26 protein-coding genes are annotated in these 26,199 nt (G+C 62.3%); 2 read left to right on the forward strand and 24 right to left on the reverse strand.

Annotation, left to right across the window (positions count from 1 at the left end; translation table 11 throughout):
• Positions 1-111 precede the first annotated feature (111 nt).
• Complete coding sequence (locus CAF76_RS19415) at positions 112-1,386, reverse strand: Hsp70 family protein (RefSeq protein ID WP_064593161.1); 1,275 nt, start codon at positions 1,384-1,386, stop codon at positions 112-114.
• Between the two features lie 292 nt (positions 1,387-1,678).
• Between CAF76_RS19415 and CAF76_RS19420 the strand changes: the two genes are divergently transcribed.
• Both CAF76_RS19420 and CAF76_RS19425 read left to right on the forward strand, forming a co-directional pair.
• Positions 1,679-2,629 (forward strand): DnaJ C-terminal domain-containing protein, encoded by a 951-nt coding sequence (locus tag CAF76_RS19420; RefSeq protein ID WP_064600657.1) that lies wholly within the window; start codon positions 1,679-1,681, stop codon positions 2,627-2,629.
• Between the two features lie 23 nt (positions 2,630-2,652).
• Complete coding sequence (locus tag CAF76_RS19425; protein ID WP_039766735.1) at positions 2,653-2,958, forward strand: chaperone modulator CbpM; 306 nt, start codon at positions 2,653-2,655, stop codon at positions 2,956-2,958.
• Positions 2,959-2,962: 4 nt separating this feature from the next.
• Here the strand turns inward: CAF76_RS19425 and CAF76_RS19430 are convergent, their stop codons facing one another.
• From CAF76_RS19430 to CAF76_RS19540, 23 genes are all read right to left on the reverse strand, one after another.
• Positions 2,963-4,090 carry a sensor histidine kinase gene (locus tag CAF76_RS19430; RefSeq protein WP_085648089.1) on the reverse strand — a complete coding sequence of 376 codons (1,128 nt, stop codon included), beginning with the start codon at positions 4,088-4,090 and terminating at the stop codon, positions 2,963-2,965.
• Between the two features lie 156 nt (positions 4,091-4,246).
• Positions 4,247-5,947, reverse strand: coding sequence for an urease subunit alpha (gene ureC / locus CAF76_RS19435; protein ID WP_064593165.1), 1,701 nt, complete (start codon positions 5,945-5,947; stop codon positions 4,247-4,249).
• A gap of 149 nt (positions 5,948-6,096) precedes the next feature.
• Entirely contained in the window at positions 6,097-6,402 is a 306-nt protein-coding gene (locus tag CAF76_RS19440; RefSeq protein WP_007950605.1) for an urease subunit beta, read from the reverse strand.
• Positions 6,402-6,935, reverse strand: a complete 534-nt coding sequence (locus tag CAF76_RS19445) for a GNAT family N-acetyltransferase (protein ID WP_039766745.1) — start codon at positions 6,933-6,935, stop codon at positions 6,402-6,404. The genes CAF76_RS19440 and CAF76_RS19445 overlap by 1 nt, the downstream gene beginning before the upstream one ends.
• A 5-nt stretch (positions 6,936-6,940) precedes the next feature.
• Positions 6,941-7,474, reverse strand: coding sequence for a GNAT family N-acetyltransferase (locus tag CAF76_RS19450; RefSeq protein WP_007950603.1), 534 nt, complete (start codon positions 7,472-7,474; stop codon positions 6,941-6,943).
• A 9-nt stretch (positions 7,475-7,483) separates the two neighbouring features.
• Positions 7,484-7,786: an urease subunit gamma gene (gene ureA, locus CAF76_RS19455; protein ID WP_039766748.1), complete on the reverse strand. Its 303-nt coding sequence runs from the start codon at positions 7,784-7,786 to the stop codon at positions 7,484-7,486.
• A gap of 229 nt (positions 7,787-8,015) precedes the next feature.
• Positions 8,016-8,855 carry an urease accessory protein UreD gene (locus tag CAF76_RS19460; RefSeq protein WP_085648090.1) on the reverse strand — a complete coding sequence of 280 codons (840 nt, stop codon included), beginning with the start codon at positions 8,853-8,855 and terminating at the stop codon, positions 8,016-8,018.
• A 43-nt stretch (positions 8,856-8,898) separates the two neighbouring features.
• Entirely contained in the window at positions 8,899-9,597 is a 699-nt protein-coding gene (gene urtE, locus CAF76_RS19465; RefSeq protein WP_085648091.1) for an urea ABC transporter ATP-binding subunit UrtE, read from the reverse strand.
• A 45-nt stretch (positions 9,598-9,642) separates the two neighbouring features.
• On the reverse strand, positions 9,643-10,512 hold the full coding sequence (gene urtD / locus CAF76_RS19470; protein WP_007950599.1) for an urea ABC transporter ATP-binding protein UrtD: 870 nt from the start codon (positions 10,510-10,512) through the stop codon (positions 9,643-9,645).
• Positions 10,509-11,588, reverse strand: a complete 1,080-nt coding sequence (gene urtC, locus CAF76_RS19475; RefSeq protein WP_039766758.1) for an urea ABC transporter permease subunit UrtC — start codon at positions 11,586-11,588, stop codon at positions 10,509-10,511. Before urtC ends, urtD begins: the two co-directional genes overlap by 4 nt.
• A complete protein-coding gene (gene urtB / locus CAF76_RS19480; protein WP_085648092.1) occupies positions 11,588-13,090 on the reverse strand; it encodes an urea ABC transporter permease subunit UrtB in 1,503 nt (500 codons plus the stop codon). Before urtB ends, urtC begins: the two co-directional genes overlap by 1 nt.
• A 253-nt stretch (positions 13,091-13,343) precedes the next feature.
• Positions 13,344-14,609 (reverse strand): urea ABC transporter substrate-binding protein, encoded by a 1,266-nt coding sequence (gene urtA, locus CAF76_RS19485; RefSeq protein WP_011332239.1) that lies wholly within the window; start codon positions 14,607-14,609, stop codon positions 13,344-13,346.
• A 205-nt stretch (positions 14,610-14,814) separates the two neighbouring features.
• Positions 14,815-15,825, reverse strand: a complete 1,011-nt coding sequence (locus CAF76_RS19490) for an iron ABC transporter permease (RefSeq protein ID WP_085648093.1) — start codon at positions 15,823-15,825, stop codon at positions 14,815-14,817.
• The gene (locus CAF76_RS19495) at positions 15,822-16,769 is read right to left on the reverse strand and encodes an ABC transporter substrate-binding protein (protein WP_085648094.1); all 948 of its coding nucleotides are present in this window, start codon (positions 16,767-16,769) and stop codon (positions 15,822-15,824) included. The genes CAF76_RS19490 and CAF76_RS19495 overlap by 4 nt, the downstream gene beginning before the upstream one ends.
• On the reverse strand, positions 16,766-17,554 hold the full coding sequence (locus CAF76_RS19500; protein ID WP_085648095.1) for an ABC transporter ATP-binding protein: 789 nt from the start codon (positions 17,552-17,554) through the stop codon (positions 16,766-16,768). Before CAF76_RS19500 ends, CAF76_RS19495 begins: the two co-directional genes overlap by 4 nt.
• A gap of 426 nt (positions 17,555-17,980) precedes the next feature.
• Positions 17,981-20,107, reverse strand: coding sequence for a TonB-dependent siderophore receptor (locus CAF76_RS19505; RefSeq protein WP_085648096.1), 2,127 nt, complete (start codon positions 20,105-20,107; stop codon positions 17,981-17,983).
• 162 nt (positions 20,108-20,269) lie between these two features.
• On the reverse strand, positions 20,270-21,649 hold the full coding sequence (locus tag CAF76_RS19510; protein WP_085648097.1) for a PepSY domain-containing protein: 1,380 nt from the start codon (positions 21,647-21,649) through the stop codon (positions 20,270-20,272).
• A gap of 128 nt (positions 21,650-21,777) precedes the next feature.
• Positions 21,778-23,898, reverse strand: a complete 2,121-nt coding sequence (locus CAF76_RS19515; protein ID WP_085648098.1) for a TonB-dependent copper receptor — start codon at positions 23,896-23,898, stop codon at positions 21,778-21,780.
• 84 nt (positions 23,899-23,982) lie between these two features.
• Positions 23,983-24,429 (reverse strand): DUF2946 domain-containing protein, encoded by a 447-nt coding sequence (locus tag CAF76_RS19520; protein ID WP_085648099.1) that lies wholly within the window; start codon positions 24,427-24,429, stop codon positions 23,983-23,985.
• 21 nt (positions 24,430-24,450) lie between these two features.
• On the reverse strand, positions 24,451-24,930 hold the full coding sequence (locus tag CAF76_RS19525; RefSeq protein WP_085648100.1) for a copper chaperone PCu(A)C: 480 nt from the start codon (positions 24,928-24,930) through the stop codon (positions 24,451-24,453).
• Positions 24,931-24,978: 48 nt separating this feature from the next.
• A complete protein-coding gene (locus tag CAF76_RS19530; RefSeq protein ID WP_039772017.1) occupies positions 24,979-25,380 on the reverse strand; it encodes a DUF2946 domain-containing protein in 402 nt (133 codons plus the stop codon).
• Between the two features lie 112 nt (positions 25,381-25,492).
• Positions 25,493-25,816 carry a DNA-binding protein gene (locus CAF76_RS19535; RefSeq protein WP_007951041.1) on the reverse strand — a complete coding sequence of 108 codons (324 nt, stop codon included), beginning with the start codon at positions 25,814-25,816 and terminating at the stop codon, positions 25,493-25,495.
• A 4-nt stretch (positions 25,817-25,820) separates the two neighbouring features.
• The gene (locus tag CAF76_RS19540) at positions 25,821-26,156 is read right to left on the reverse strand and encodes a type II toxin-antitoxin system RelE/ParE family toxin (RefSeq protein WP_085648101.1); all 336 of its coding nucleotides are present in this window, start codon (positions 26,154-26,156) and stop codon (positions 25,821-25,823) included.
• Positions 26,157-26,199: the final 43 nt, after the last annotated feature.

Genomic DNA, 26,199 nt, shown 5'->3' on the forward strand with positions numbered 1-26,199 from the left:
CAGACTTCCAGCGTCTGAACTGGCCCTTTCGCGAGCAAGCCCGCTCCCACAGGATCACACTGAACCTGTGGGAGCGGGCTTGCTCGCGAAGGGCGCACCGCCGCTTTTGGATCAGTTCACCGAGCCGTAACGTTTCATGGCTTCAATCGCCAGACCGCTACCAATGCTGCCAAAGATGTTCCCTTCCACATGCCGCGCGTTCGGCAGCATCGCCGAGACGCTGTTGCGCAGTGCCGGGATGCCGCTGGAACCGCCGGTGAAGAACACCGTATCGACCTGACCCACCGCCACATTGGCGTCGGCCAGCAACCGGGTGACGCTGGCGCGCACGCGCTCGAGCTGCGACTCGATGGCCGACTCGAACAATGCCCGGGTCAGTTCCACGCTCAGGCCCGACTCGATGCGATCCAGCGGCACATGACGGCTGTCGTTGTGGGTCAGGTGGATTTTGGTTTCTTCCACTTCCATCGCCAGCCAGTGCCCGGCGCGCTGTTCGATCAGCTTGAACAGACGGTCGATGCCGCCGGTGTCCTCAATGTCGTAGCGCATGCTGCCCAGGGCCAGGGTCGATTTCTGCGAGTACACCGAGTTGATGGTGTGCCAGGTCGCCAGGTTCATGTGGTGGCTGGTCGGCATGAACGCGCCGCTTTTCATGCGGCTGCCGTAGCCGAACAGCGGCATCAGGCCTTGCAGGCTCAGCTGTTTGTCGAAATCGGTCCCGCCGATGTGCACGCCACCGGTGGCGAGAATGTCGTCGTGGCGGTTATCCACACCACGACGCTCGGGCGACAGCCGCACCAGCGAGAAGTCCGAGGTACCACCGCCGATGTCGACGATCAGGACCAGCTCTTCCTTTTCGATGGTCGACTCGTAGTCGAAGGCCGCGGCAATCGGCTCGTACTGGAACGACACGTCCTTGAAGCCGAGCTTGCGTGCCACTTCCACCAAGGTGTCCTCGGCTTCCTGGTCGGCCAGCGGATCGTCGTCGACGAAGAACACCGGACGGCCCAGCACCACTTGCTCGAACTCACGACCGGCGGTCGCTTCAGCGCGGCTCTTGAGCTGGCCGATGAACAGCCCGAGCAAGTCCTTGAACGGCATCGCGGTGCCGAGGACGCTGGTGTCGTGCTTGATCAGCTTGGAACCCAGCAGGCTCTTGAGCGAGCGCATCAGCCGGCCTTCGTAGCCTTCCAGGTATTCGTGCAGCGCCAGACGGCCGTAAACCGGACGGCGCTCTTCGATGTTGAAAAAGACCACCGACGGCAGGGTGATCTTGTCGTCTTCCAGCGCGATCATCGTTTCCATGCCGGGGCGCAGCCAGCCGACGGTGGAGTTGGACGTGCCGAAGTCGATGCCGCAGGCACGGGCTGGAGAGGCGTCTTTCATGGTCTTTCGGTTCCGGTCAAAAAACGGCCGCGCAGTGTATGTCAGTGCGCGACAGATTCGAAGGCCGGTCATCTGCTATTTCACGACTAAGCTTGCTTGAAACTCGGCGCTTTGCCCCAAACTTGCTGGCATGGGCCGGCAGACATACCGGCGGTCGCAAGAACCGCCGTCCACTGCCGATAAACTTCTGCTGCGCCACCCGGTCACACACTTGAGATCGGTCAACCCGGCACGTGCGAATCGGCGCATGCTGGCATCGGCGCGAAATCGATAACGGATGGTGATTCCTTCGATGGACTTCAAAGACTATTACAAGATACTCGGCGTGGAGCCGACGGCTGACGACAAGGCGATCAAGGCTGCCTATCGCAAGCTGGCGCGCAAATACCACCCCGATGTCAGCAAGGAAAAGGACGCCGAGGCCAAGTTCAAGGACGCCTCGGAAGCCTATGAAGCGCTGAAAAGCGCCGACAAGCGCGCCGAATACGACGAACTGCGTCGTTATGGCCAGCACGGTCAGCCGTTTCAGGGCCCGCCGGGCTGGCAGAGCCGTGGCGGCTTTGGTGGCGGCGGTGGCGACACCGGTGACTTCTCGGACTTCTTCAGTTCGATCTTCGGCAATCGCGGCCCCGGTTTCGGTGGCGGCGCTGGCCGGCAATCCCGCAGCGCCGGACGGCGAGGGCAAGACGTGGAACTGGAACTGCCGATCTTTCTGGAAGAGACGCTTTCGAACGAATCGAAAAAGATCAGCTTCCAGGTCCCGCAATACAACGGCTCGGGCCAGCACGTCAGCAACACCAGCAAGAGCCTGAACGTGAAGATCCCGGCCGGCGTGGCCGACGGCGAGCGTATCCGCCTCAAGGGCCAGGGCGCACCGGGCATCGGTGGCGGCGCCAATGGCGATCTGTACCTGACCATCCGTTTCGCGCCGCACCCGAAATTCGACGTTGAAGGCGAAAACCTAATCATCACCTTGCCGTTGGCACCGTGGGAGCTGGCGCTGGGCGCCGAAGTGGCCGTGCCGACCCTGACCGGCAAGATCAACCTCAAGGTTCCGGCCGGCAGCCAGAACGGCCAGCGCATGCGTGCCAAGGGCCACGGTCTGCAGAACAAGGCGGGCGAGCGCGGTTATCTGTTCGTCCAGCTCAAGGCCGTGATGCCCAAAGCCAACGGCGATGACGTCAAGGCGCTGTGGCAGGAACTGGCGAAGAAGGCCGCCTTCAATCCGCGCGAGAACTTCTGATACTGACGACGGAGTAGCCCAACATGAGCAGCCCCCTGATCGTTCAACTGGACATGGCAGAATTCTGTGAGGCGGCCGACCTGTCGGACGTCTACGTGATCGAAATCGTCGAACACGGCATCCTCGAACCTCAGGGCGCGCAGCCCAGGGAATGGCGCTTCACCGATTACGAACTGGCCCTGGCCAAACGCGCCGCCAAGCTGCGGCGCGACCTGGAGCTGGAATGGGAAGGTGTCGCGCTGGCGCTGGACCTGCTGGAAGAAGTGCAGGAGTTGCGATCCGAGAACCGCATGCTCCGTCAGCGTCTGGCGCGGCTGGTGGTCGAGTAGCGTTTCATACCCGTCTGGGCAGCGTCACGCTGAACAGCGTACCGTCGGCTGCGCTTGAACTGACTTCGATCGTCCCGCCGTGGGCGGTCACCACTTCCTTGACGATGAACAGGCCCAGACCGAGGCTGGTCGACGGCTGTCCGAGTTCTTCGTCGGCACTGCGCACCAATGGATCGAAAAGGGTGCCGATGGCTTCCTCAGGGATCGGCACGCCGTGGTTGTGCACGCTCAGGTGCACGCTTGCAGCGTCGCCCCGCAGCGTCACCAGGATCTCCTGCCGGTTCGAGCCATGCTGCAAGGCATTACCGATCAGATTCTGCAGCAGTTGATCGATCCGTCCGGCATCCCAGACGCCACGGGTATCGCCCTCGGCTTTCAGGGTCGGGTCGCATTGTGGATTGCCGGCGCAGGCCTCGGCGAGGGCCGCTCGCGCCGCGTCGGCCAGGTCCATCGGCGCGGGTTCGATCGGCAGGCTTCTGCCCAGGCGGCTGCGTACCAGCTCCAAGAGGTCGCTGACCATGGCCCCCATGTGTCGCGCGCCTGTTTTGATGTTCAGCGCGCAAGTCAGAGCATCGCCTTGCAGCGTGGTTTTGCGCATCAGCAACTCGGTGGACATGCTCACCGCTTGCAGGGGCGCGCGCAGGTCATGGCCGAGGATGGCCAGAAAGATGTCCCGGGAATGCTCCATCTGCTCGGCGTAAGCCGCCGTCGATTCGGCCAGGGCTTCGTCGATGGCTTCGTTGAAGCGGATCATGTCCTGGAAGTACGCCATGTCCGGCGATTCCAGACTGTCGACCCAGCGCCGTATCACACAGGCGCGCAGGTGGCGGAATTCCGAGGTCATCTGCACCAGGTCAAAGCCGACGGTATGGCGAAGCTCTCCATGGCTGGCGCCGGCTTCATCCAGACTCGGGGTCTTTTCCGGGCCTTCGCCCTTGGCCTTGGCGACCTGTTCGTCGCGGCTTTGCGGTTTGCTCATGTCGCGGGCGGCGGCCCGCAGGATGGCGCTGGCGTGATCGCGCAGACCGGCGGAGTCCAGATAGTCGGCGGCCGGGGTGATGGTAGCGGCAAACTGTTCCCATTCATCGACGATAGCGTCGATATTGGCCAGGATGAACTCGGAAAGACGCATGGGCAGTTCCTGAAAAAAGGCGACAGCGAATCGAATATTAGTCCCTTTGGCGAGAAATACACGACCCTTTGCCCGGTGGTTTTCCAGCACCACGAAAAAGGCCCCGAGACCCTGCGTCAGGCAGGTGCTCGGGGCCTTTTTTGCGTGCGTCGGCTGTCAGAACAGGAAGTAACGCTGCGCCATCGGCAGGGTTTCGGCCGGTTCACACCAGAGCAGCACGCCGTCGGCCTTGACCTGATAGGTCTGCGGGTCGACGTCGATGTTCGGCAGATAGTCGTTGTGGATCAGGTCGGTTTTCTGCACCTCGCGGCAACCTTTGACCACGGCGATTTTCTTCTTCAGGCCCAACGCTTCGGGCAGTCCCGACGCCTGCGCCGCCTGGCTGATGAAGGTAAGGCTGGTGGCGTGCAGCGAGCCACCGTAGCTGGCGAACATCGGGCGGTAGTGCACCGGTTGCGGGGTCGGGATCGAGGCGTTGGCGTCACCCATCAGGCTCGCGGCGATGGCGCCGCCCTTGAGGATCAGCGTTGGCTTCACGCCAAAGAACGCCGGGCGCCAGAGCACCAGATCGGCCCATTTGCCGACTTCCACCGAACCCACTTCATGGCTGATGCCATGGGTGATCGCCGGGTTGATCGTGTACTTGGCGATGTAGCGTTTGGCGCGGAAGTTGTCGTTGCCTTCGCCGTCCTGCGCGAGCGGGCCGCGCTGCTTTTTCATCTTGTCGGCGGTCTGCCAGGTGCGCGTGATGACTTCGCCGACGCGGCCCATGGCCTGGCTGTCGGAGCTGATCATCGAGAACGCGCCGAGGTCATGCAGGATGTCTTCGGCGGCAATCGTTTCGCGGCGGATGCGGCTTTCGGCGAACGCCACGTCCTCGGCAATGCTCGGGTCGAGGTGGTGGCAGACCATCAGCATGTCGAGGTGTTCGTCGATGGTGTTGCGGGTGAACGGCCGGGTCGGGTTGGTCGAGCTCGGCAGCACGTTGGCGAAACCGCAGGCCTTGATGATGTCCGGTGCATGGCCGCCGCCGGCCCCTTCGGTGTGATAGGTGTGGATGGTCCGGCCCTTGAACGCGCCGAGGGTGGTTTCGACGAAACCGGACTCGTTGAGCGTGTCGGTGTGGATCGCCACCTGCACGTCGTACTGGTCGGCGACGCTCAGGCAGTTGTCGATGCTCGCCGGGGTGGTGCCCCAGTCTTCGTGCAGCTTGAGGCCGATGGCGCCGGCCTTGACCTGTTCGATCAGCGGTTCCGGCAGGCTGGCGTTGCCCTTGCCGGTGAGGCCGATGTTCATCGGGAACGCGTCCGCCGCCTGGAGCATCCGCGCCAGGTGCCACGGCCCAGAGGTGCAGGTGGTGGCGTTGGTGCCGGTGGCCGGGCCGGTGCCGCCGCCGATCATGGTGGTGACGCCGCTCATCAGCGCTTCTTCGATTTGCTGCGGGCAGATGAAGTGGATGTGGGTGTCGATGCCGCCGGCGGTGAGGATCATGCCTTCGCCGGCGATCACTTCGCTGCTGGCGCCGATGGCGATGGTCACGCCGGGCTGCACGTCCGGGTTGCCGGCCTTGCCGATCGCGGCGATGCGCCCATCCTTGAGGCCGACGTCGGCCTTGACGATGCCCCAGTGGTCGATGATCAGCGCGTTGGTGATGACGGTGTCGACCACTTCGGCCGCCAGCAACTGGCTCTGGCCCTGGCCGTCGCGGATCACTTTGCCGCCGCCGAATTTCACTTCTTCGCCGTAGGTGGTGAAGTCCTGTTCGACTTCGATCCACAGCTCGGTGTCGGCCAGGCGCACCTTGTCGCCGACGGTGGGGCCGAACATGTCGGCGTAGGCTTGACGCGAGATCTTCATGTGTTCGCCTTGGAATTCAATTGGTTTTGAGATCGTTCGCTGCGCTCACTTTCGCGAGCAGGCTCGCTCCCACAGAGGATCGGATTCCAGCTGGAGGAACTCGGTTTAATGTGGGAGCGAGCCTGCTCGCGATGGAGGCGCCGCAAAATTCAGAGGTCACCCATGACCCGCCCGGCAAACCCGAACACCCGCCGGTGCCCGGCATAGTCCACCAGTTCCACCTCGCGGCTCTGCCCCGGCTCGAAGCGCACGGCGGTGCCCGCCGGAATGTTCAGGCGCATGCCACGGCTGGCGGCGCGGTCGAAAGTCAGGGCGTCGTTGGTCTCGAAAAAATGGTAGTGCGAACCGACCTGGATCGGCCGGTCGCCGCTGTTCGCCACTTTCAGGCTGACGGTGCGGCGACCGACGTTGAGTTCGATGTCGCCGGGCTGGATTTTGTACTCGCCGGGAATCATCAGTTCGCTCCTTGCAGGACTTTGTAATAGAGGGCCGTCGGGCGATAGGTGCCGTTCGGGTCGCAGGCGTAATCGGGAATTTCCCCGGCGCGGGTGTAGCCCAGGGCCTTGTAGAAATCTTCGGCGGGGGAGCCGGCCTCGGTATCGAGGTAAAGCATGCCGCGCTTGTACTGACGCGCGGTCTGTTCCAGCGCTTGCATCAACTGCTGGCCGAGGCCGCGCCGCCGGGCGTGTTCGCGCACCAGCAGTTTCTGCACCTCGGCGCGGTTCAGGCCGTTGGCCTTCTGGCACAGGCTCAACTGGACGCTGGCCTGCACCTGTTCGTCCTTGACCACCACCCACAGCAACACGTTGCCCTTGTTCAGGTTGTCCTGCACGTCGTCGAAATAGGCGCGGGCCTGCGTGGCATCAAGGTCGGCCATGAAGCCGACGCTGGCGCCATAACCCACGGCGTCGAGCAGCAGGTCGATCAGGCCCTGACGATAGTGCGCAAAACTTTCAGCATTGACGCGTCGCAGTTGGGCGGGGTTCATCGGTGTCACTCCTTGTGGGCGGGCGGCGGCTCCGCGCCAGGATTGAGGGTAAGTTGCATGAAGGTCAGGTCGAGCCAGCGGCCGAACTTGGTGCCGACTTGCGGCATCTGCCCGGTGGTGATGAAACCGGCGCGCTCGTGCAGGCGGATCGATGCGGCGTTGCCGCTTTCGATGGCGGCGACCATGACGTGTTTGTCGCAGGTTTTCGCGCGTTCGATCAGCGCGGTCATCAATTGCGGGCCGAGACCGTTGCCGCGCTGGTCGCTGCGCACGTAGACCGAGTGCTCGACGGTGTGGCGGAAACCGTCGAACGGTCGCCAGTCACCGAACGAAGCGTAGCCGAGGGTGGTGTTGTCGGCGTCGACGATCACCAGGATCGGATAACCCTGGGCCTGGCGCGCGCTGAACCACGCCTGACGGTTGCCGAGGTCGACGGCGGATTCATTCCAGATCGCCGTGGTGTTGAGCACGGCGTCGTTGTAGATGTCGCGGATCGCCGGCAGGTCGGCGTGCAGGGCATCGCGGATGGTGTAAGTCATGGCGCGGCCTCAGACGATCGGTTGATGGACGGTGACCAGTTTGGTGCCGTCGGGAAACGTCGCTTCGACCTGGATCTCCGGGATCATTTCCGGGATGCCTTCCATCACCTGATCGCGGGTCAGCAGGGTGGTGCCGTAGTGCATCAGCTCGGCCACGGTCTGGCCGTCACGGGCGCCTTCGAGCAGCGCCGCCGAGATGTAGGCCATGGCTTCCGGGTAGTTGAGCTTCACGCCACGGGCCAGTCGCCGCTCGGCCACGAGGCCGGCGGTGAAGATCAGCAGCTTGTCTTTTTCGCGTGGGGTCAGGTCCATCGTTTGAAATCCATTTGGGCAGATTTGTGTGGTTCTTGTGGTGAGTGGGGTGTCAGTCAGACCCAGCCCTCACCCTAGCCCTCTCCCGGAGGGAGAGGGGACTGATCTCGGTTGTTTTCAATGGCCAGTTCAGTCAGTTGAATTCTTGTGTCTGAAACATTTCAAGCGGTCACCTCGTTCAGGCTCCCTCTCCCCTCCGGGGAGAGGGCGGGGGGTGAGGGGCTGGCCCTCAAGTACTCCAGATTCTCGGCGGCTGAGCTTCACGGCCGAGCAGCGCAGGTCTGAGCAATCGCCAGAGATCGATCAGCCAGGCCCGCGCCAGCAACGCTTCGCTGGCCAGGCAACGGGCGACCAAAAGACCGGGCAATTGCGTCAAATCCCCGCGCACGTCGTGGCCCAGCGAGCGGCAGCGTTCCAGCAATTCAGCATCGATCTCACCGGTCACCAGCAAGGTTGCAAACACCGGATTGCCATCCAGCCCGATCGGCGAATCAAGCAAACCATCGTTGCCGACGATGCGCTGGCGCTCATGCCACAGCAGCCGGCCATCACGGCGAATATCCAGATGCGCCTGAAAATGCCCGAGGTCAAAGCGCTCGCCACTGGCCGGACGACCCATCGCCACCACGTCCCAGTAAAACAGTCGCGCATCGCCTTCAAGGTCGATCGAGGTCGTGAGTTCCGCCTGGGCGGCGCTGTAGACGATGGTTTCCTGGGGCAGCCATTCCAGTGTCGCGCCATCAGCGACATGCAGGTTCAGCGACTGATAAGCGGGCCCCGCCGCGCGATACCACTTGGCCGCGCCGGGGCTGGTGATCTGTGCCCAGGCGTCTTGTTCGACGCGGGCGCTGATGTCGAGCCGGTCACCGCCGGCAATGCCGCCCGGCGGGTGGACGATGATGTGCTGGCAGACCTCGGGCCCTTCGGCGTACAGATGTTTTTGCACCCGCAACGGGCCGAGGTGCCGGCGGCGGGTCGGCCGCGTGCAATCGCCGAAGCGGGCGTAGGCCAGCTCCAGCTCGGCGTGCCAGCTTGGGGTAAACAGGGCAGTCGCAACAGGTAAGTTCATGTTTTCTGATTATCGTTAGGACGCTACAGATTAGACCGTAACCTCAAATAGTCACCAGCCCGCGTACGCCTTCGGCTTCCATATTTTCGCCACGGCCCTGCTGCACGATCTCGCCCCGGGACATCACCAGGTACTGATCGGCCAGTTCGGCGGCGAAATCGTAGAACTGCTCCACCAGCAGAATCGCCATGTCGCCACGGGCGGCGAGTTTTTTGATCACCGCGCCGATTTCCTTGATCACCGACGGCTGGATGCCTTCGGTGGGCTCGTCGAGGATCAGCAGACGCGGACGGCTGGCCAGTGCGCGGCCAATCGCAAGCTGCTGTTGCTGACCGCCGGACAGATCGCCGCCGCGCCGCTGTTTCATTTGCAGCAGCACCGGGAACAGCTCGTAGATGAACGCCGGAACCTCTTTGGCTTCGCTGCCGGGAAAACGCGACAGCCCCATCAGCAGGTTCTCTTCCACGGTCAGTCGGCCGAAGATCTCCCGGCCCTGCGGCACGTAGGCGATCCCCGCGTGCACCCGTTGATGCGGCTTGAACGTGGTGATCGGTTGGCCTTCCCAGTTCACCGTGCCTTCCTTGGCCGGCAGCAGGCCCATCAGGCATTTGAGCAGCGTGGTCTTGCCCACACCGTTACGCCCGAGCAGGCAGGTCACTTCGCCGACCTTCACGTCAAAACTCAGGCCGCGCAGGATGTGGCTACCGCCGTAGTACTGGTGCAGCTTGTCGACTTGCAGCATGTTCAAGTTCTCCTCAAATCCCCCTGTGGGAGCGGGCTTGCAGTTTCAGCGGCCGAGATAGACTTCGATCACGCGCTCGTTGTCCTGCACCTGTTCCAGCGACCCCTCGGCCAGCACGCTGCCCTGATGCAACACGGTGACGTGGTCGGCAATCGAGCCGACGAAACCCATGTCGTGTTCCACCACCATCAGCGAATGCTTGCCTGCCAGCGACTTGAACAGCTCGGCGGTGAACTCGGTTTCGGCGTCGGTCATGCCGGCCACCGGTTCATCGAGCAGCAGCAGTTGCGGGTCCTGCATAAGCAACATGCCGATTTCCAGAAACTGTTTCTGTCCGTGGGACAGCAGCCCCGCCGGGCGATTGACCGAAGTGGTCAGGCGAATGGTGTCGAGTACTTCGCTGATCCGGTCTTTCTGTTCGCCGCTCAACTTCGCCCGCAGGCTGGCCCACACCGACTTGTCGGTTTTCTGCGCCAGCTCCAGGTTCTCGAACACGCTCAGGGCTTCGAACACCGTCGGTTTCTGGAACTTGCGACCGATCCCCGCCTGGGCGATCTGCACTTCGCTCATCTGCGTCAGGTCGAGGGTTTCGCCGAACCACGCCTTGCCATGACTCGGGCGGGTCTTGCCGGTGATCACGTCCATCAGCGTGGTCTTGCCCGCGCCGTTGGGGCCGATGATGCAGCGCAGTTCGCCGACGCCGATGTACAGGTTCAGATTGTTCAGCGCGCGGAAGCCGTCGAAGCTGACGCTGATGTCTTCCAGCGTCAGGATCGTGCCGTGACGGGTATCGAGGCCCGGACCGACGCGTTGCCCGAGGCCGATCGAGTCGCGGCTGGTGCCTTCGTCCTTGTTCGGTTCCACCGGGAAAAAGGCCGGTTCCAGCATGAATTCAGCGCTCGCCGTGACTCTCATGATTCACCTCGTTTCTTCAGCAGACCGATCACGCCCTTGGGCAGGTACAACGTCACGACGATGAACAGCGCGCCGAGGAAGAACAGCCAGTATTCGGGGAAGGCCACGGTGAACCAGCTTTTCATGCCGTTGACCACGCCGGCGCCGAGCAGCGGGCCGATCAAGGTGCCGCGCCCGCCAAGGGCCACCCACACAGCGGCTTCGATCGAGTTGGTCGGCGACATTTCGCTGGGGTTGATGATCCCCACTTGCGGCACGTACAACGCACCCGCCAGACCACACAACACCGCACTCAACACCCAGACGAACAGCTTGAAGCCGCGCGGGTCGTAGCCGCAGAACATCAGGCGATTTTCCGCGTCACGCAACGCGGTCAGCACCCGGCCGAACTTGCTGCGCGCCAGCCGCCAGCCGATGAACAGGCTCGCCACCAACAACAGCACCGTCGCCAGAAACAGCACCGCGCGAGTGCCCGGTTCGGTGATACCGAAACCGAGGATCGTGCGGAAATTGGTGAAGCCGTTGTTGCCGCCGAAGCCGGTCTCGTTGCGGAAAAACAGCAGCATCCCGGCGAAGGTCAGGGCCTGGGTCATGATCGAGAAATACACGCCCTTGATCCTTGAGCGGAAGGCGAAAAAACCGAACACCAGCGCCAGCAACCCCGGTGCCAACACCACCAGGCACATCGCCCAGAGGAAGCTGCCGGTGCCGCTCCAGTACCACGGCAACTCGGTCCACGACAGGAAGGTCATGAACGCCGGCAAGCCATCACCGGCAGCCTGACGCATCAGGTACATGCCCATCGCATAACCGCCGAGGGCGAAGAACAGACCGTGGCCCAGCGACAGGAGACCGGCGTAACCCCAGACCAGATCCAGTGCCAGGGCGACGATGGCGTAGCAGAGAATCTTGCCCACCAGCGTCAGGGTGTAGGCCGAAACATGCAGCGAGCTGTCCGCCGGCAACAGCGACAGCAGCGGCAGGGCGATCAGCAAGGCGAGCACCACCGCGCCGATGGCGAGGGTGACTTTCGGGCCGGCCTTTTGTGTGGCCGTGACTAGTAGAGGCTGGTTCATCAGTCGATCACCCGTCCTTTCAGTGCGAAGAGGCCTTGCGGACGTTTCTGGATGAACAGAATGATCAGCGCGAGGATCAGGATCTTGCCGAGCACCGCACCGATCTGCGGTTCGAGAATCTTGTTGGCGATGCCCAGGCCGAACGCGGCGAACACGCTGCCGGCCAATTGCCCGACGCCGCCGAGCACCACCACCAGGAACGAGTCGATGATGTAGCTCTGGCCGAGGTCCGGGCCGACGTTGCCGATCTGGCTCAGGGCCACGCCACCGAGCCCGGCGATGCCCGAGCCGAGGCCGAAAGCGAGCATGTCGACGCGCCCGGTGGGCACGCCGCAACAGGCGGCCATGTTGCGGTTCTGGGTGACGGCGCGCACGTTCAGACCCAGGCGGGTCTTGTTCAGCAGCAGCCAGGTCAGCACCACCACGAACAGCGCAAAGGCGATGATCACGATGCGGTTGTACGGCAGCACCAGATTCGGCAACACCTGAATCCCGCCGGACAGCCATGCCGGGTTCGCCACTTCAACGTTCTGCGCACCGAACACCAGACGCACCAGTTGAATCAGCATCAGGCTGATGCCCCAGGTGGCGAGCAGGGTTTCCAGTGGTCGACCGTAGAGGTGACGGATCACCGTGCGCTCCAGGGCCATGCCGATGGCAGCGGTGACGAAGAACGCCACCGGCAGCGCGATCAGCGGATAGAACTCGATGGCCTGCGGCGCGTAGCGCTGGAACATCAACTGCACGACGTAGGTCGAGTAGGCGCCGAGCATCAGCATCTCGCCGTGGGCCATGTTGATCACACCGAGCAGGCCGAAGGTGATCGCCAGGCCGAGCGCGGCAAGCAGCAGAATCGAACCGAGGGACATACCGCTGAAGGCCTGGCCGAGCAGTTCGCCAACCAGCAGTTTGCGCTTGACCTGGGCGAGGCTGGTTTCGGCGGCGGTGCGCACGTTGGCATCGGTTTCGACGCCGGGTTCGAGCAAACCTTCGAGGCGGGTACGGGCCAGCGGGTCGCCGGTTTCACCGAGCAGACGCACGGCCGCGAGGCGCACCGCCGGGTCGGTGTCGACCAGTTGCAGATTGGCCAGCGCCAGGCTCAGGGCGGCGTGGACGCTTTCGTCTTGTTCGCCAGCCAGTTGCTGGTCGAGGAATTTCAGCTGCGCCGGTTTGGCGCTTTTCTGCAATTGCTGCGCGGCGGTCAGACGGGTTTTGGCGTCGGCGGCGAGCAATTGGTGGCTGGCCAGCGCGGTGTCGATCAGACCCCGCAGGCGGTTGTTCAGGCGCAGGGTCTTGGGTTGGCCGTCGACGGTCAGTTCGCCTTGTTGCAGGGCGTTGATCAGTTCGACACGCGCCGGATCGGGCTGCGCGGCCCAGGCTTCCAGCAGTTTGGCCTGTTGCGTCGGGTTGGCGGCGACGAAGTCTTCGGCGTCGCTGGCGTGGGTCATCATGGGCAGCAGGAGCAAGAGGGCCAGGATGACGCGGTAAAAGGCAGTGGGCATGGGTGGTGCTTCCTGTGTTGCGGTGGCCGATGGAGCGGTGTCCGACTGCGAAATCCAGCCCTCACCCTAGCCCTCTCCCGGAGGGAGAGGGGACTGACCGAGTTGTCTGTTCATCAAGCATCGACCTGAAAAAACAGAGTCGAACTCAGGCTTTGAAAACGATGGAGATCTGCTCCCTTTCCCCCCTCTCCCTGAGAGAGAGGGCTGGGGTGAGGGGGAAGGTCTCAAGTCCGCCTCAAGGTCTGAATCCGCCTCAGTTGCTCTTCACCGCATACTCCGGCTTCTTGTCATTACCCGGAATGAACGGGCTCCACGGCTGCGCACGGATCGGCCCTTCGGTCTGCCACACGACGTTGAACTGACCGTCGCTCTGGATCTCGCCGATCATCACAGGTTTGTGCAGGTGGTGATTGGTCTTGTCCATGGTCAGGGTGTAGCCGGACGGCGCGGCGAAGGTCTGGCCGCCGAGGGCTTCGCGGACCTTGTCGACGTCGGTGGATTTGGCTTTCTCCGCCGCCTGCGCCCACATGTGGATGCCGACGTACGTGGCTTCCATCGGGTCGTTGGTCACAGCCTTGTCGGCGCCCGGCAGGTTGTGTTTCTTCGCGTAGGCTTTCCAGTCATCGACGAACTTCTTGTTCACCGGGTTCTCCACCGACTCGAAGTAGTTCCATGCCGCGAGGTTGCCCACCAGCGGCTTGGTGTCGATGCCGCGCAGTTCTTCTTCGCCCACCGAGAACGCCACCACCGGTACGTCGGTGGCTTTCAGGCCCTGGTTGGCCAGCTCTTTGTAGAACGGCACGTTGGAGTCGCCGTTGACGGTGGAGATCACAGCGGTCTTGCCGCCGGCCGAGAATTTTTTGATGTTGGCGACGATGGTTTGATAGTCGCTATGACCGAACGGGGTGTAGACCTCTTCGATGTCTTTATCCGCTACGCCTTTGGAGTGCAGGAACGAGCGCAGGATCTTGTTGGTGGTGCGCGGATACACGTAATCGGTGCCAAGCAGGAAGTAGCGCTTGGCACTGCCGCCTTCTTCGCTCATCAGGTATTCAACCGCCGGGATCGCTTGCTGGTTCGGCGCGGCGCCGGTGTAGAACACGTTCGGCGACATCTCTTCACCTTCGTATTGCACCGGGTAGAACAGCAGGCCGTTGAGTTCTTCGAACACCGGCAGCACCGATTTGCGCGACACCGAGGTCCAGCAGCCGAACACCACCGCGACCTTGTCCTGGGTCAGCAACTGGCGGCCCTTTTCCGCGAACAGTGGCCAGTTCGACGCCGGGTCGACCACCACCGGTTCAAGCATCTTGCCGTTCACCCCGCCCTTGGCGTTGATCTCGTCGATGGTCATCAACGCCATGTCCTTGAGCGACGTTTCGGAGATCGCCATGGTGCCGGACAACGAATGCAGAATCCCGACCTTGATGGTCTCGGCGGCCTGTACGGTCCAGGTCATGCCCATCGCGGCAATGGATGCCGTGAGTGTGAAAGCCTTGATCAAACTGCGACGCTTCATTGTGCGATCTCCATGAACGTTAAAGTTTTTTATGGTTGGCAGATGCGAACGACTGAAGGTTGTTTTGCAAGGGCTGTGCCCGGTCGGGTTTGGGCAGGGAAATGTCGGTTTAGAGCGGTCGCACGCGGAGACGGCGCACCATGAGGGGACGCGTTGCATGCAAAGGTGCAGTGGGGCGCGCCAAATTGGGGCGCGCCCCCAGGGTTCAGCGACGGCGCATCAGGCCGATGAAGAACAGGCCGCCGAGGGCAGCGGTGGCAACGCCGATGGGCAAGTCTTCGGGGGCGATCAGTGTGCGGGCGGCGACGTCCACCCAGACGAGGAAAACGCTGCCGAGCAACACGCACACCGGCAGCAGACGCCGATGCTCGGCACCGATCAGGCGCCGGGCAATGTGCGGCACCATCAGCCCGACAAAACCGATGGAGCCACTGATCGACACCAGCACTCCGGTCATCAGCGAAGCGATCACGAACACCCGCAGGCGCACCGCCCGGGCATTCAGGCCGAGGGTGACGGCGGTCTGTTCGCCGGCCATCAAGGCGTTCAGCGGGCGGGCCATGCCGATCAGCAGAAGCAAGCCGAGCAACACACTGAGCGCCGGCACCGCCAACAACTCCCAGCGCGCCAGACCGAGGCCACCGAGCATCCAGAACATCACCGCCGAACTGGCGCGGTGATCGCCCATGAACAACAGCAGATTGGCGATCGCCATCATCACGAACGACACGGCCACGCCACACAGCAGCAGACGATCACTGTCCAGCCGACCCTGGCGGTTGGCGATGCCCAGCACCAGAAACATGCTCAGCAACGCGCCGATGAACGCGGCGATCGGCAAGGTCAGCAGGCCGACGATTTCGCCGATGTGCAGCACCACGATCACCGCACCGAGCGTGGCACCGGAGGTGACGCCAAGCAGGTGTGGATCGGCCAGCGGATTGCGCGTCACCGCTTGCAGCACCGCGCCGATCAGCGCCAGCCCGGCACCGACCAATGCACCGAGCAGCATGCGCGGCACACGAATCAGCCAGACGATGTGTTCCTGGCCGGCGCTCCAGTCCGCCACACCGAGACCGAACAGTTTGTGCAGCAGAATCCGCCACACCACGTCCACCGGCACCCGCGCCGGGCCGAAGCCCAGCGACACCACGCACGACACCAGCAGCACGGCACCGAGGGCGATCAGCAGCAGCGCATAGCGACGATCGATCATTCGCCGTGGAAACCTTTGGCCAGGGTTTCCACCGCCAGCACGTTGTCGATCCCCGGCGTGGCCTGCACGTAGGGGATGACGATGAAGCGCTGGTTCTTGATCGCGTCCACCGATTGCAGGCCCTTGTTCTTCAGCAGGAATTCAATCTTCTGCTCGGCGGTGATTTCGCTGTAGTCGACGATGACGATCACCTGTGGATTACGCTCGACCACGGTTTCCCAGTTGACCCGGGTCCAGCTCGCTTCGACGTCATCGAGAACGTTGTGCCCGCCGGCGGCGTCGATCAGCGCCTGCGGCATGCCGAGGCGGCCGGAGGTCATGGCGCGGTCTTCGCCGCTGTCGTACAGGAAAACACGGGGCTTTTCGGCGGGCAGGGCTTTGCGGACTTCGGCGACCTGACTTTGCATGTCGGCGATCAGCGCGTTGGCGCGATCCTGCACGTCGAAAATCTTTCCGAGGTTGCGCAGGTCGTTATAGGTGTCGTCCAGCATGGCGGCCGGACGCTTCATCACGAAGGCGCAGGACTCGGTCAGTTCATACACATGGATGCCCAGCGGTTGCAGGGTCTGCGGCGTGAGATCGCCACCGACGCGCATGCCGTAATCCCAGCCGGCGAAGAAGAAATCGACGTTGGCGTTGAGCAGGGTTTCCACCGACGGGTACTTGGCCGCCAGTTCCGGCAGGCCGTCGAGCAGGCTCTGCATTTCAGGCGTTACCGATTTCCAGCCACTGACGCCGCTGTAGCCGGCCATCTTCGATTTGAGGCCGAGGGCGAGCATCATCTGGGTCATGTTGATGTCGTGGCTGACCGCATGCTTCGGCGCTTCCTTGAAGGTCACTTCACGGTTGCAGCTGTGGATCGTCAGCGGGTACTTCGTGGCCTCGGCAAAGGCTTGGGTGGTGCCCAGCAGCAGGGCGAGACAAAGCAGGGAACGCACAGTCATGGTCGGGTTATCCAGGTGATTCGCGGGTAGCCGTGGAGGGGGTGGGAATCGATCAATGCTTCGACGCCGAATACGTCGCGCAGCAGTTCTACGGTGAGCACTTCTTGCGGCGTGCCGCTGGCGACGATCCGGCCGTGGTTGATCACATACAAACGGTCGCAGAACGCGGCGGCGAGGTTCAGGTCGTGGATGCTCGCCAGGGTGCCGATCTGCAAACGCTTGACCAGTTGCAGCAGTTCAAGTTGATAACGCGGGTCGAGGTGGTTGGTCGGCTCGTCGAGGATCAGCAGTTGCGGTTGCTGGGTCAGGGCGCGGGCGAGGATCACCCGCTGTTTTTCACCACCGGACAATGTGGCGAACGCGTGGTCTTCGAAGCCGTCGAGGCCCACGGATTTGAGGGCCTGGGTGGCGAGCTGACGGTCTTCCAGCGTGTCGCCGTCGAACAGGCCTTTGTGAGGCGTGCGGCCCATGGCGACCACTTCTTCGACGGTCAGGCCGAAGGCGTCGGGGAATTCCTGCAGCACCACGGCGATGCGTTGCGCGCACCAGCGTGAGGATTGCTTCCACACGTTGTGATGATCGAGTCTGACCTCACCGTGTTCCGGCTGACTGAAGCGATAGGCGCAGCGCAACAGGCTGGTCTTGCCGCTGCCATTGGGCCCGATCAACCCGACGAACTCCCCGGCGGCCACTTGCAACGAGGCGTCACGCAGCTGGAACTGGTGATGACAGTGGCCGTGGCCCAAGGGGGACCAGGCGAGATCAGTGAGGGACAGTGAGGTCATGTGAGGTTCAGTGTGATTTCTAAGGTTATGTCTGTCTGTTAGATCCATCCCCCTCACCCCAACCCTCTCCCCCAAGGGGGCGAGGGGGAAAGGGAGCCGATCTTCGCGCTCTTCAAATCCTGAGTTCGACTCGGTATTTCAGGTCGGTGTAACTTGCCCAAACACCTCGGTCAGCCCCGTCCAAAGGGGAAATGGGAGCCGATCTTCGTGCTCTTCAAATCCTGAGTTCGACTCGGTATTTCAGGTCGGTGTAACTTGCCCAAACACCTCGGTCAGCCCCGTCCATAGGGGAAATGGGAGCCGATCTTCGTGCTCTTCAAGTCCTGAGTTCGACTCGGTATTTCAGGTCGGTGTAACTTGCCCAAACACCTCGGTCAGTCCCCTCTCCCTCCGGGAGAGGGTTAGGGTGAGGGCGGGGCCAGTGAGTCAAAAGGTGTAGTCAGCCGTGACAAAGAACGAACGAGGTTCACCCAGAATCCACTGCTGGCCCTCATTGTATTGGCTTTGTGCGTACGTCCGGTCAAACAGATTGTTCACCTGCAACCCAAGCGTGGTGTTGCGCAGGGCTTTCCACGACAGCGTCGCATCGACCACGGTGTAGCTCGGCAGCTCGTTGCGGTTGGCCATGTCGGCGTAGCGCGCATCGACATAACGCACGCCGGCGCCGGCTTTCAGGTCATCGGCCAGCGCCTTGCTCAGCCACAGATTGCCAGTGCGGCGTGGCACGTCCACCGGGCGATTGCCGTTGCGCGACACCGGCACGCCGCCGACCACTTCTTCAAAATCGTCGTACTTGGCCTTCACGATTGCAGCGTTGGCTTGCAGCTGCCAGGCGTGTGGCAGTTGCAGATCAAGGCTGGCTTCCAGGCCGTTGGACGATTGCTGGCCGACCTGCTGCTTGAGCGTCGGATTGCCCGGATCGTCGGTCAGCAGCTTCTTCTTCACGATGCGATACGCCGCCAGCGTGAACTCGCCGCGCTGATCCCAGAACAGTTGCTTCATGCCGATCTCGGTCTGCCGCGCGGTCGACAGGTCATATTGCTGCTGGCTCGGGCTCAGGGAAATCAGACCGCCGATGCCATCGGTGCTGGTGGCGACCTGACCGTAGAACGAGGTGTCTTGCGTCAACGCGAACACCAGGCCGGCCTTCCAGTTGTTGCCGGTCAGGGTCTTGTCGCTCTGGCTGCCGTCGACCAGGTTGTTGCGATCCACATGCACATAGTCGCGGCGCACACCGGTCACCAGCGACCAGCGCTCACTCAGTTGCGTGCGGTTTTCGGCGAACACCGACATCTGTCTGGTGGTGCTGTCGAACTGATCGCGATACGGATCGGCGCTCTCGAAATAACCGGTTTGCGGGTGATAGCGATCCAGCGGCTGGCCGTTCGACAATACGTCGTTGAACGGCGAGTTGCTGTCGAGCTGGAAGCGGATGCGGTTGTAATCAACGCCGGTCACGGTCTGGCTGTCGAGGCCGAACAGCGAGTGCTTGAAGGTGAAGGTATGGCGGTCGCCGACCTGTTCCTGTTTGTGGCCGATGCCGAAGTAGCCGCTGCGGCCGAGCTGCTGACTGTCAGCGTCGAAGTTGTAGTTTTCGGCGTTCTGCCAACGGCGCTGGGCTTTCAGGTAGTACAGCTCGTTGCTGGCGCTGACCGCCTCGTTGATCTGCCAATCGGTGGTCAGGCGCGTCCATTGATCGTTGTAGTGCTGCTTGTCGTCGCGCACGTTGTAGTTCTTGTTGCGCAGGCTGTCTTTCAATTGGCCGTTGATCAGTGGCGTGCCGAAGTAGTTTTGCGGGCGCTGATCGCCGTAATCGTGGGCGAGGGTGAAGGTCAGGTCATCGGTCGCCTGCCAGCGCAGGGCGGCGCTGATGAAGTCGCTGGACGAGTCGCCGCGATCGACCCAGCCGTTGCCGCGCAGGCGGTTGAGGTTGAGGCGATAGCTCAGGGTGTCGGTCAGCGAGCCGCCGCTGTCGAACGCCTGCTGCTGGCGGTCGAACGAGCCGTAGCCGACGCGCACATGGTTTTCGATTTCGTCTTCGAACGGCTTCTTCGGGATCACGTTGACCACCGCGCCGGTCGCGCCTTCGCCGTACAGCACCGAGGCCGGGCCGCGCAGGACATCGACGCGTTCCACCGACCAGGTGTCGACCGGAAACGTCACGGTGCCCATGCCGGTGTACATGCGGTTGCCGTCATACAACTGCATCACCGAACTCTGCCCGGTAAAACCCCGGGCCTGCAACGAGGTGCCGCCGTCGCCCGGCGTGCCGGTGCGACTGATGCCGGTGCTGCGCGACACCGCGTCCTGCACGCTGCGATCACCACGAGCGCGGACTTGTTCGCCGCTCAGGCTTTCGACGCTGGCCGGGGTTTCCATCGCGCTGAGGTTCAGGCGCGAGCCGGCGCTGGTCGGCGTGGTCAGGCTGACGGTCGGGTCGTCATTGGCCAGGGCGGTGATGGTGCCGGTGGGCAGCGTCAGCGCGGCGTTGTCGGCGTGGGCGCTGTTGTTCAAGGCGAACAGACAGAGGCTGGACAAGAGGTACTTGTTCATCGGGACGGTGAATCACTTCTTCAAAAGAAAAGCCCGCAGGCTCATGACAATGCATGGCTGCGGGCAGAGCAGCAAATTTGCGTTATACAGTAACACTAAAAAATGCCGGAGTTTAAGCCCCGGCAGTTTAAAGATCTGTCTGGATCGCGCATCTCGCGTGATTCACGATGAAGTTGAGGCAGATTCAGTTTGCCGGCCCAGACGCGGCAACAGCAGCCGATCCAGCAACCACACCACTACCAGCGAAGCCCCTACCAGCGGAAACACCACCGCCAGCACCAGCATGATCGCCACCCCGGTTTTCCATTTCGGCAGATCGTGGCGCAGCGGCGGCACGCCGAATTTTCCTTGCGGGCGGCGCTTCCACCAGATCACCACACCGCTGACTGCGCTGAGCAGAATCATCAGGCAGATCAGCAACACGACGATCTGATTGAAGGTGCCGAACATCTTGCCTTCGTGGAGCATCACGCCGATCTCGGTAGCCCGGGCAACAGCGCCGTATTGCTCGAAGCGCACGTCGGCCAACACCTTGCCGGTGTACTGATCGACGTGCAGGGTGGCGTCGTTGCGCGGGTCGTCGGCGAACACGGCGATGGTGAACACGCCGGTGGCGGTGGTCGGCATTGTGATGCTGTAGCCCGGCTCGACCTTGCGCTCAACGGCGATGTTCTGCACATCCTGCAGGCGGATGGTCGGTGCAGCGGGGCCGTGTTGCATGCCGCCGTGGGCCATGTGTTCGGCGTGGTCGCCGGACATCGGCATCGGGGTGTTTTCCATCGCCCAGGGTACGGTCTGGCGCGCGGCGTTGTTGAGGCTGCCGGCCTCGACGTCGGAGGTCGGCACGTTGTCCCACATCGCCGCCGGGAATACGTTCCACACCTGGGCGTATTGCTTGCCCCAGAAGCCGGTCCAGGTCATGCCGCTGAGCAGCATCACCAGCAGCAATGCCGCGCCCCAGAATCCGGTCACGGCATGCAGGTCACGCCACAGCACGCGGCCGCGACTGCTCAGGCGTGGCCACAGAATCCCCGCGGCCTGACCTCGCGGCCACCACAGGAAAACCCCGGACACCACCAGCACCACGCCCCAGCCGGCGGCCATTTCGATCAGTCGGTCACCGACGGTGCCGATCATCAGTTCGCCGTGAATCGCCCGGGCGATGGCTTGCAGGTTCTGCCTGGCATCCTGCTCGCCGAGGATGTCGCCGTGGTACGGATCGACGAACACGTTCAGCTCATGGCCGGCATTGGCCACGACAAACTGCGCGCTGCGCTCGGCATTCACCGGCGGTAGGTACTGGGTGACCTGGCCCTGTGGATAAGCGCTTTTGACCTTTTGCAGCAAGTCATCGGCCGGCACGGTGTGATGCCCGGCGGGGACGTTCAGCAGGCTGCTGTACATCAGCGAATCGAGCTGCGGCTTGAACAGGTAAATGATGCCGGTCAGGGCCAGCATCACCATGAATGGCGCGACGAACAATCCGGCATAAAAATGCCAACGCCAGGCCAGGTTGTAGAAATTCGGTTTGGGCTGTTTCATCACGTGTGCTCCGCTTGGCTTGGATCTTCTCGTTGTCTGTTGCGGTTGCTGCGCAACCTATCGCTAGCAGGGCTTGCTCCCACAGGTTCAACTCGATCCTTGTGGGAGCCAGCCTGCTGGCGATGCTGTTAGAAACTCATATCCACCTTGGTCCAGAGCGTGCGCCCCGGTTCATTGATCGCTTGCGGGTCGTTGGCCGGGTAGCCGAACCCGGCGTTGCCCGCCAGGTTCAGGTGTTCGGCGTAGGCCTTGCCGAACAGGTTGTCGACGCCGGTACTGACCTTCCAGTGTTTGTTGATCCGGTAGGCACCGTTGAGCGAGAACACGCCGAAGCCTGAACTCTTGTCGTAATCCTTGCCGACCACGTTGCCCTTGTTCTGGTCGATACGGTTTTGCGCGGCGACCACCCTCCACAGTGCGCCGGCACTCCAGTTGTCTTCGGTATAGGTCAGGCCGAAACGTGCATCCAGCGGCGGCATCTGCGGCAGGGCCTTGCCGTCGCTGCTGTTCTTGCCCCAGGCGTAGGCCAGGGTCGCATCGGCTTTCCAGTTGTCGGTGAGTTTGTAAGCGGCACCGAGTTCACCGCCCATGATCCGCGCGTCGATGTTCTCGGCGCGGGAGGTGCTCATGCCCATCATCGTCGGGGTGTAATCGAACAGGATGTAATCGCGCACCTGGCCGATGTAACCGGAGGCCCAGGCTTCGAGCTCGGCGCTCTTGTAGTTCACGCCGAAGTCGAGCTGAGTGGTCTTTTCCGGCTTGATCGAATCGAACGCATTGAGCGAACCGGCCGGGCCGGACTTGGGCGAAAACAGCTCCCAGTAATCCGGAAAACGTTGCGCGTGGCCGAGGCCCGCGTAGAGCGTGGTCGGGCTGTCGGCCAGGTCATGCTCGTAACGGATGAAACCGCTCGGCAGGGTGTCGGCGCGGGTATCGCCAGCGGTCGGGTTCGGCCGGGACATCATTCCCGAGCCGGTGCTCTGCCGATAATCCTTGGCCGAGGCGCGGTCGACCCGGGCGCCGGTAATCAGCCGGTCGCGGTCGGCGGCGTACCAGGTCATTTCGCTGAACACCCCGTAGTTATGGAAGTCGGCGTCCTTGGTGAACGGCTGATCCTTGTAGGTATCGATGCCCATGCCGCTGCGCTGCCGGTGTTCGTTGGTCTGCGCATCGAGGCCGGTGATCAGCTGAATATCGGCCCAGCGCCAGGTGGCCTTGATGCGCGCGCCGAGGGTACGGCGGTCGACGTTGGACGCCATCGGTCCCGCCATCATCCCGGTGCCGGACGGCGTGCGCAGGGTGTAGTTGTCCATCACGTGGTCGGCGTAGTTGTAGTAGACCTGCGCTTCGAGCTTCTCCAGCACCTCGGTGAGGTTGGATTTCTCGAGGCGCAGACCGAGGCTTTCGCGCAGGAATTGCGAGCCGTCCATGCCTCGTCCGGCGTAGCGCGCTTGGCCGTCGCCCTTGCCGGCGGTGAGTTCGATCAGGGTGTCGGCATCCGGTGTCCAGCCCAGCGCCACGTCGCCGTTCCACTTGTCATAGCGCGAGGCAACGATGTCGTTGTTGCCGTCGCGGTAATCGTCGGAATGCGCGGTGTTGCCGATCACCCGCACGTAGCCCAACGAACCGCCGGCCGCCGCATCGATGACTTTGTCGAAGCGCCCGTGGGAGCCGGCCAGCACGCTGGCGTTCACGCGGGTGCCCAGTTCGCCGAAGCTTTCCGGTTCGCGGTCGAACAGGATCGTGCCGGCCGAGGCGCCCGGTCCATAAAGCACGGTTTGCGGGCCTTTGATCACGGTGAGTTTGTCGTAGGTCTCGGGCGAAATGTACGAGGTCGGCGCGTCCATTCGGCCGGGGCAGGCGCCGAGAATCATGCTGCCGTTGGTGAGGATGTTCAGGCGCGAACCGAACATGCCGCGCAATACCGGATCACCGTTGGTGCCGCCGTTGCGCACCAGGGCGAAGCCGGGAATGGTCTTCAGGTAGTCGCCGCCGTCGCTGGCCGGCACCGGTTGGCGCGGGTCTTTCGGGTTGGTGACGATGGTCAGCGGCGAGCTCGGGGCGATGGCAGTGATCACCGTCGGGCTCAGTTCGTCAGCGTGGCCGGCATGTTCGTCGGCGTGGACCAGCGGGGACAGCAGGACGCCGCAAAGGACGGCGGTCGCGTGTCTGAAACGAACGCGGGATTCGTTCAGAGCAAAGGACACCGGGGCAGAACCCGGGCGTGGGACAGCAGAAAACCTGGACATGACAATTTCCATCAAACAGTCGTAAACAACACGGCCGGCAGCCTGAAGCTGTCTTCTCAACCGTGTGCAATCAGAGGTGGGTGTTTACGCTGCGACGGGCGGGGCGCGGGTGCGGGCGCCGGGGAAGAAGGTCCGCCGGGCATGGCCCAGACGCGGGGAGGGTGGGGTGAAGGTGTTGACCAGTGGAATGCTGAAGGTGGCGAAGCTGCCACCGCCGGTCAGCGCCGGGCAGTTGAACAGCAGGCTGCAATAACCGCATTTTTCCCACAGTACGTGGTGCGAGGATTGCGGCGGGCAGTGTTCGGCCGAGGGTTTTGCTGCATGCGCGGAGTGATCCATGCCCGGCATGTCCATCGACATGTCCATGCTCATCGGCATGGAGGTCGAGGCGTGCTGATCCATCGGCATCGACTGGGAAATCAGCGGGCCGATGAAGATCATCAACATGGCGAACAGGGCGATCCAGCTGCCGCGGGTCAGGTGTTCAGTCTGACGGCGTTGCAGGGAGGGCCTGGCGCTCAGGGGGCGCATGGGCGGAGTCTGCCGGAACGGTTACTGGGCGTGCGCGTGGGCTTGCGTGGCTTGCGGCGGCTTCTTCTGCACGGCGACTTCGACGGTCACGTCACCGGCCTTTTCAAAGTGCATCGTCAGGGGAAAGCGTTTGCCGTCGGTCAGCAGACTGCGGTCGGTTGGATTCATCAGCATCACGTGATAGGCCATCGGCGCGAATGTCACGTTTTCACCGGCCGGGATGGCCACGTTCGGCACCTGTTGCATCTTCATCAGATCGCCCTGCATCACGTGCTCGTGCAGTTCCGCTGTCGGGGCAATCGGCGAGTCGACGCTGAGCAGGCGGTCAGCGGTCTTGCCGGCGTTGTGAATGATGAAATACGCGGCAACGGTCGGCGCGTTCGGCGGCAGTTCCTGCGACCACGGGTGGGCGATTTCCAGCTCGCCGGCCTTGTATTCGTGGGCATGGGCGAAGCACGCAGGCAGCAACAGCGCAGCGATGACGATGAATTTGTTCAACATGGCAGTTCTCCAGAACGATTTGAAACGCAGGTCAAATGCGGGAACAAATCAGACCAGAGGAGAGGCGCGGGGATTGAGGCTCGGCCATTGCTGGCGCGGTGTCGGGGTTTGCAGCAAGGCGGGCGCCACACTGCGATTACTTTCGTACTGAGCGAAATACAGCTGCGGCGAATGCCCCGGCAACGCCACCACCGGCGCCGATCCGGAACAGCACCAGCAATGCTGCATGGTCGAATGATTGTCACCGCTTTGCGGTGCTTTCTGATCGAGGCTGCCGATGTCGATCGCCACCATCTTCGTCCCGCTGCCGGTGCAGAAACTGCTCCACAGCAACTGCTCAGCCGGCGTCTGCGCCGCCTGCGCCATCGCTCCCGTCAACGGCATGGCGAGCATGTTGAACAGCACTGCAAAGCAGGCGATCCAGGCAAATGCGAGCCGGTGTCGGTTCATGGGACAGATCCGTAGGGTGGGCGATCAGGCGCGGCTATTTAGCCTGATCAGGGCCGATAAGTAAAAAAGCGTCGTGCGGTTTGGTGTCGCAGCGATCTCATCAACCAATCGCTCAGTTCACTGGTACCGCGTGAACCTCCATGTCTACTCCCAGCGTAGCTCGGATTACCGAAAAAATTTTCGCCAGATTGTCCATGCTCGGGTTGCCTTTGGCGGACAACATTCGATGCAGGCTTTTGCTGGGCTTTTCAGTTTCCCTTGCAAGCTCTTCGAATCCGACAGTTGCATTGACGAGGTCGCGCAAAATTATCCTGGCAACTTCTGGCTCGCCATTCAGAAAAAGCGTTGCGGCTTCGTCCAGTAATGCCTGGGCAAATTCGGGATCACGTTGTGCACGCTCTGAAATTGAAATTTTGTAGCTTCGAGTGAGCGCCATCAAATTACCTCTGGTTCTGTTCAGCTTTTTTTCGAATTCGAAATTCGGCTATCAGTGCTTTCACCTGTTTGATGTCCTGTCTCTGTGTGGATTTATCTCCTCCACCGAACAAGATGATCAGTCGTTTTCCCTCTTGTATCAGATAAATTCTATAGCCAGGACCCCAGTTTATTTTGTATTCGCCGAGACCATCGAACCATTTGATGTTGGAGGTGTTGCCCGCTTCCAACCGTGCCAAGGCTTTCGAAACCCTCGCTGCGGCCGGCACGCTCAAAGTGGAGATCCAACGGCCAAACGGGCTTGAATCGTTTTCTTGTAGATATTCTTCGAGTGTGATCACAGTCGGCCCTGAAGGTAACAAATAGGTTACTTATCATGCAAGC

The organism is Pseudomonas sp. B40(2017), from assembly GCF_002112855.1.
GTDB lineage: Bacteria > Pseudomonadota > Gammaproteobacteria > Pseudomonadales > Pseudomonadaceae > Aquipseudomonas > Aquipseudomonas pharyngis.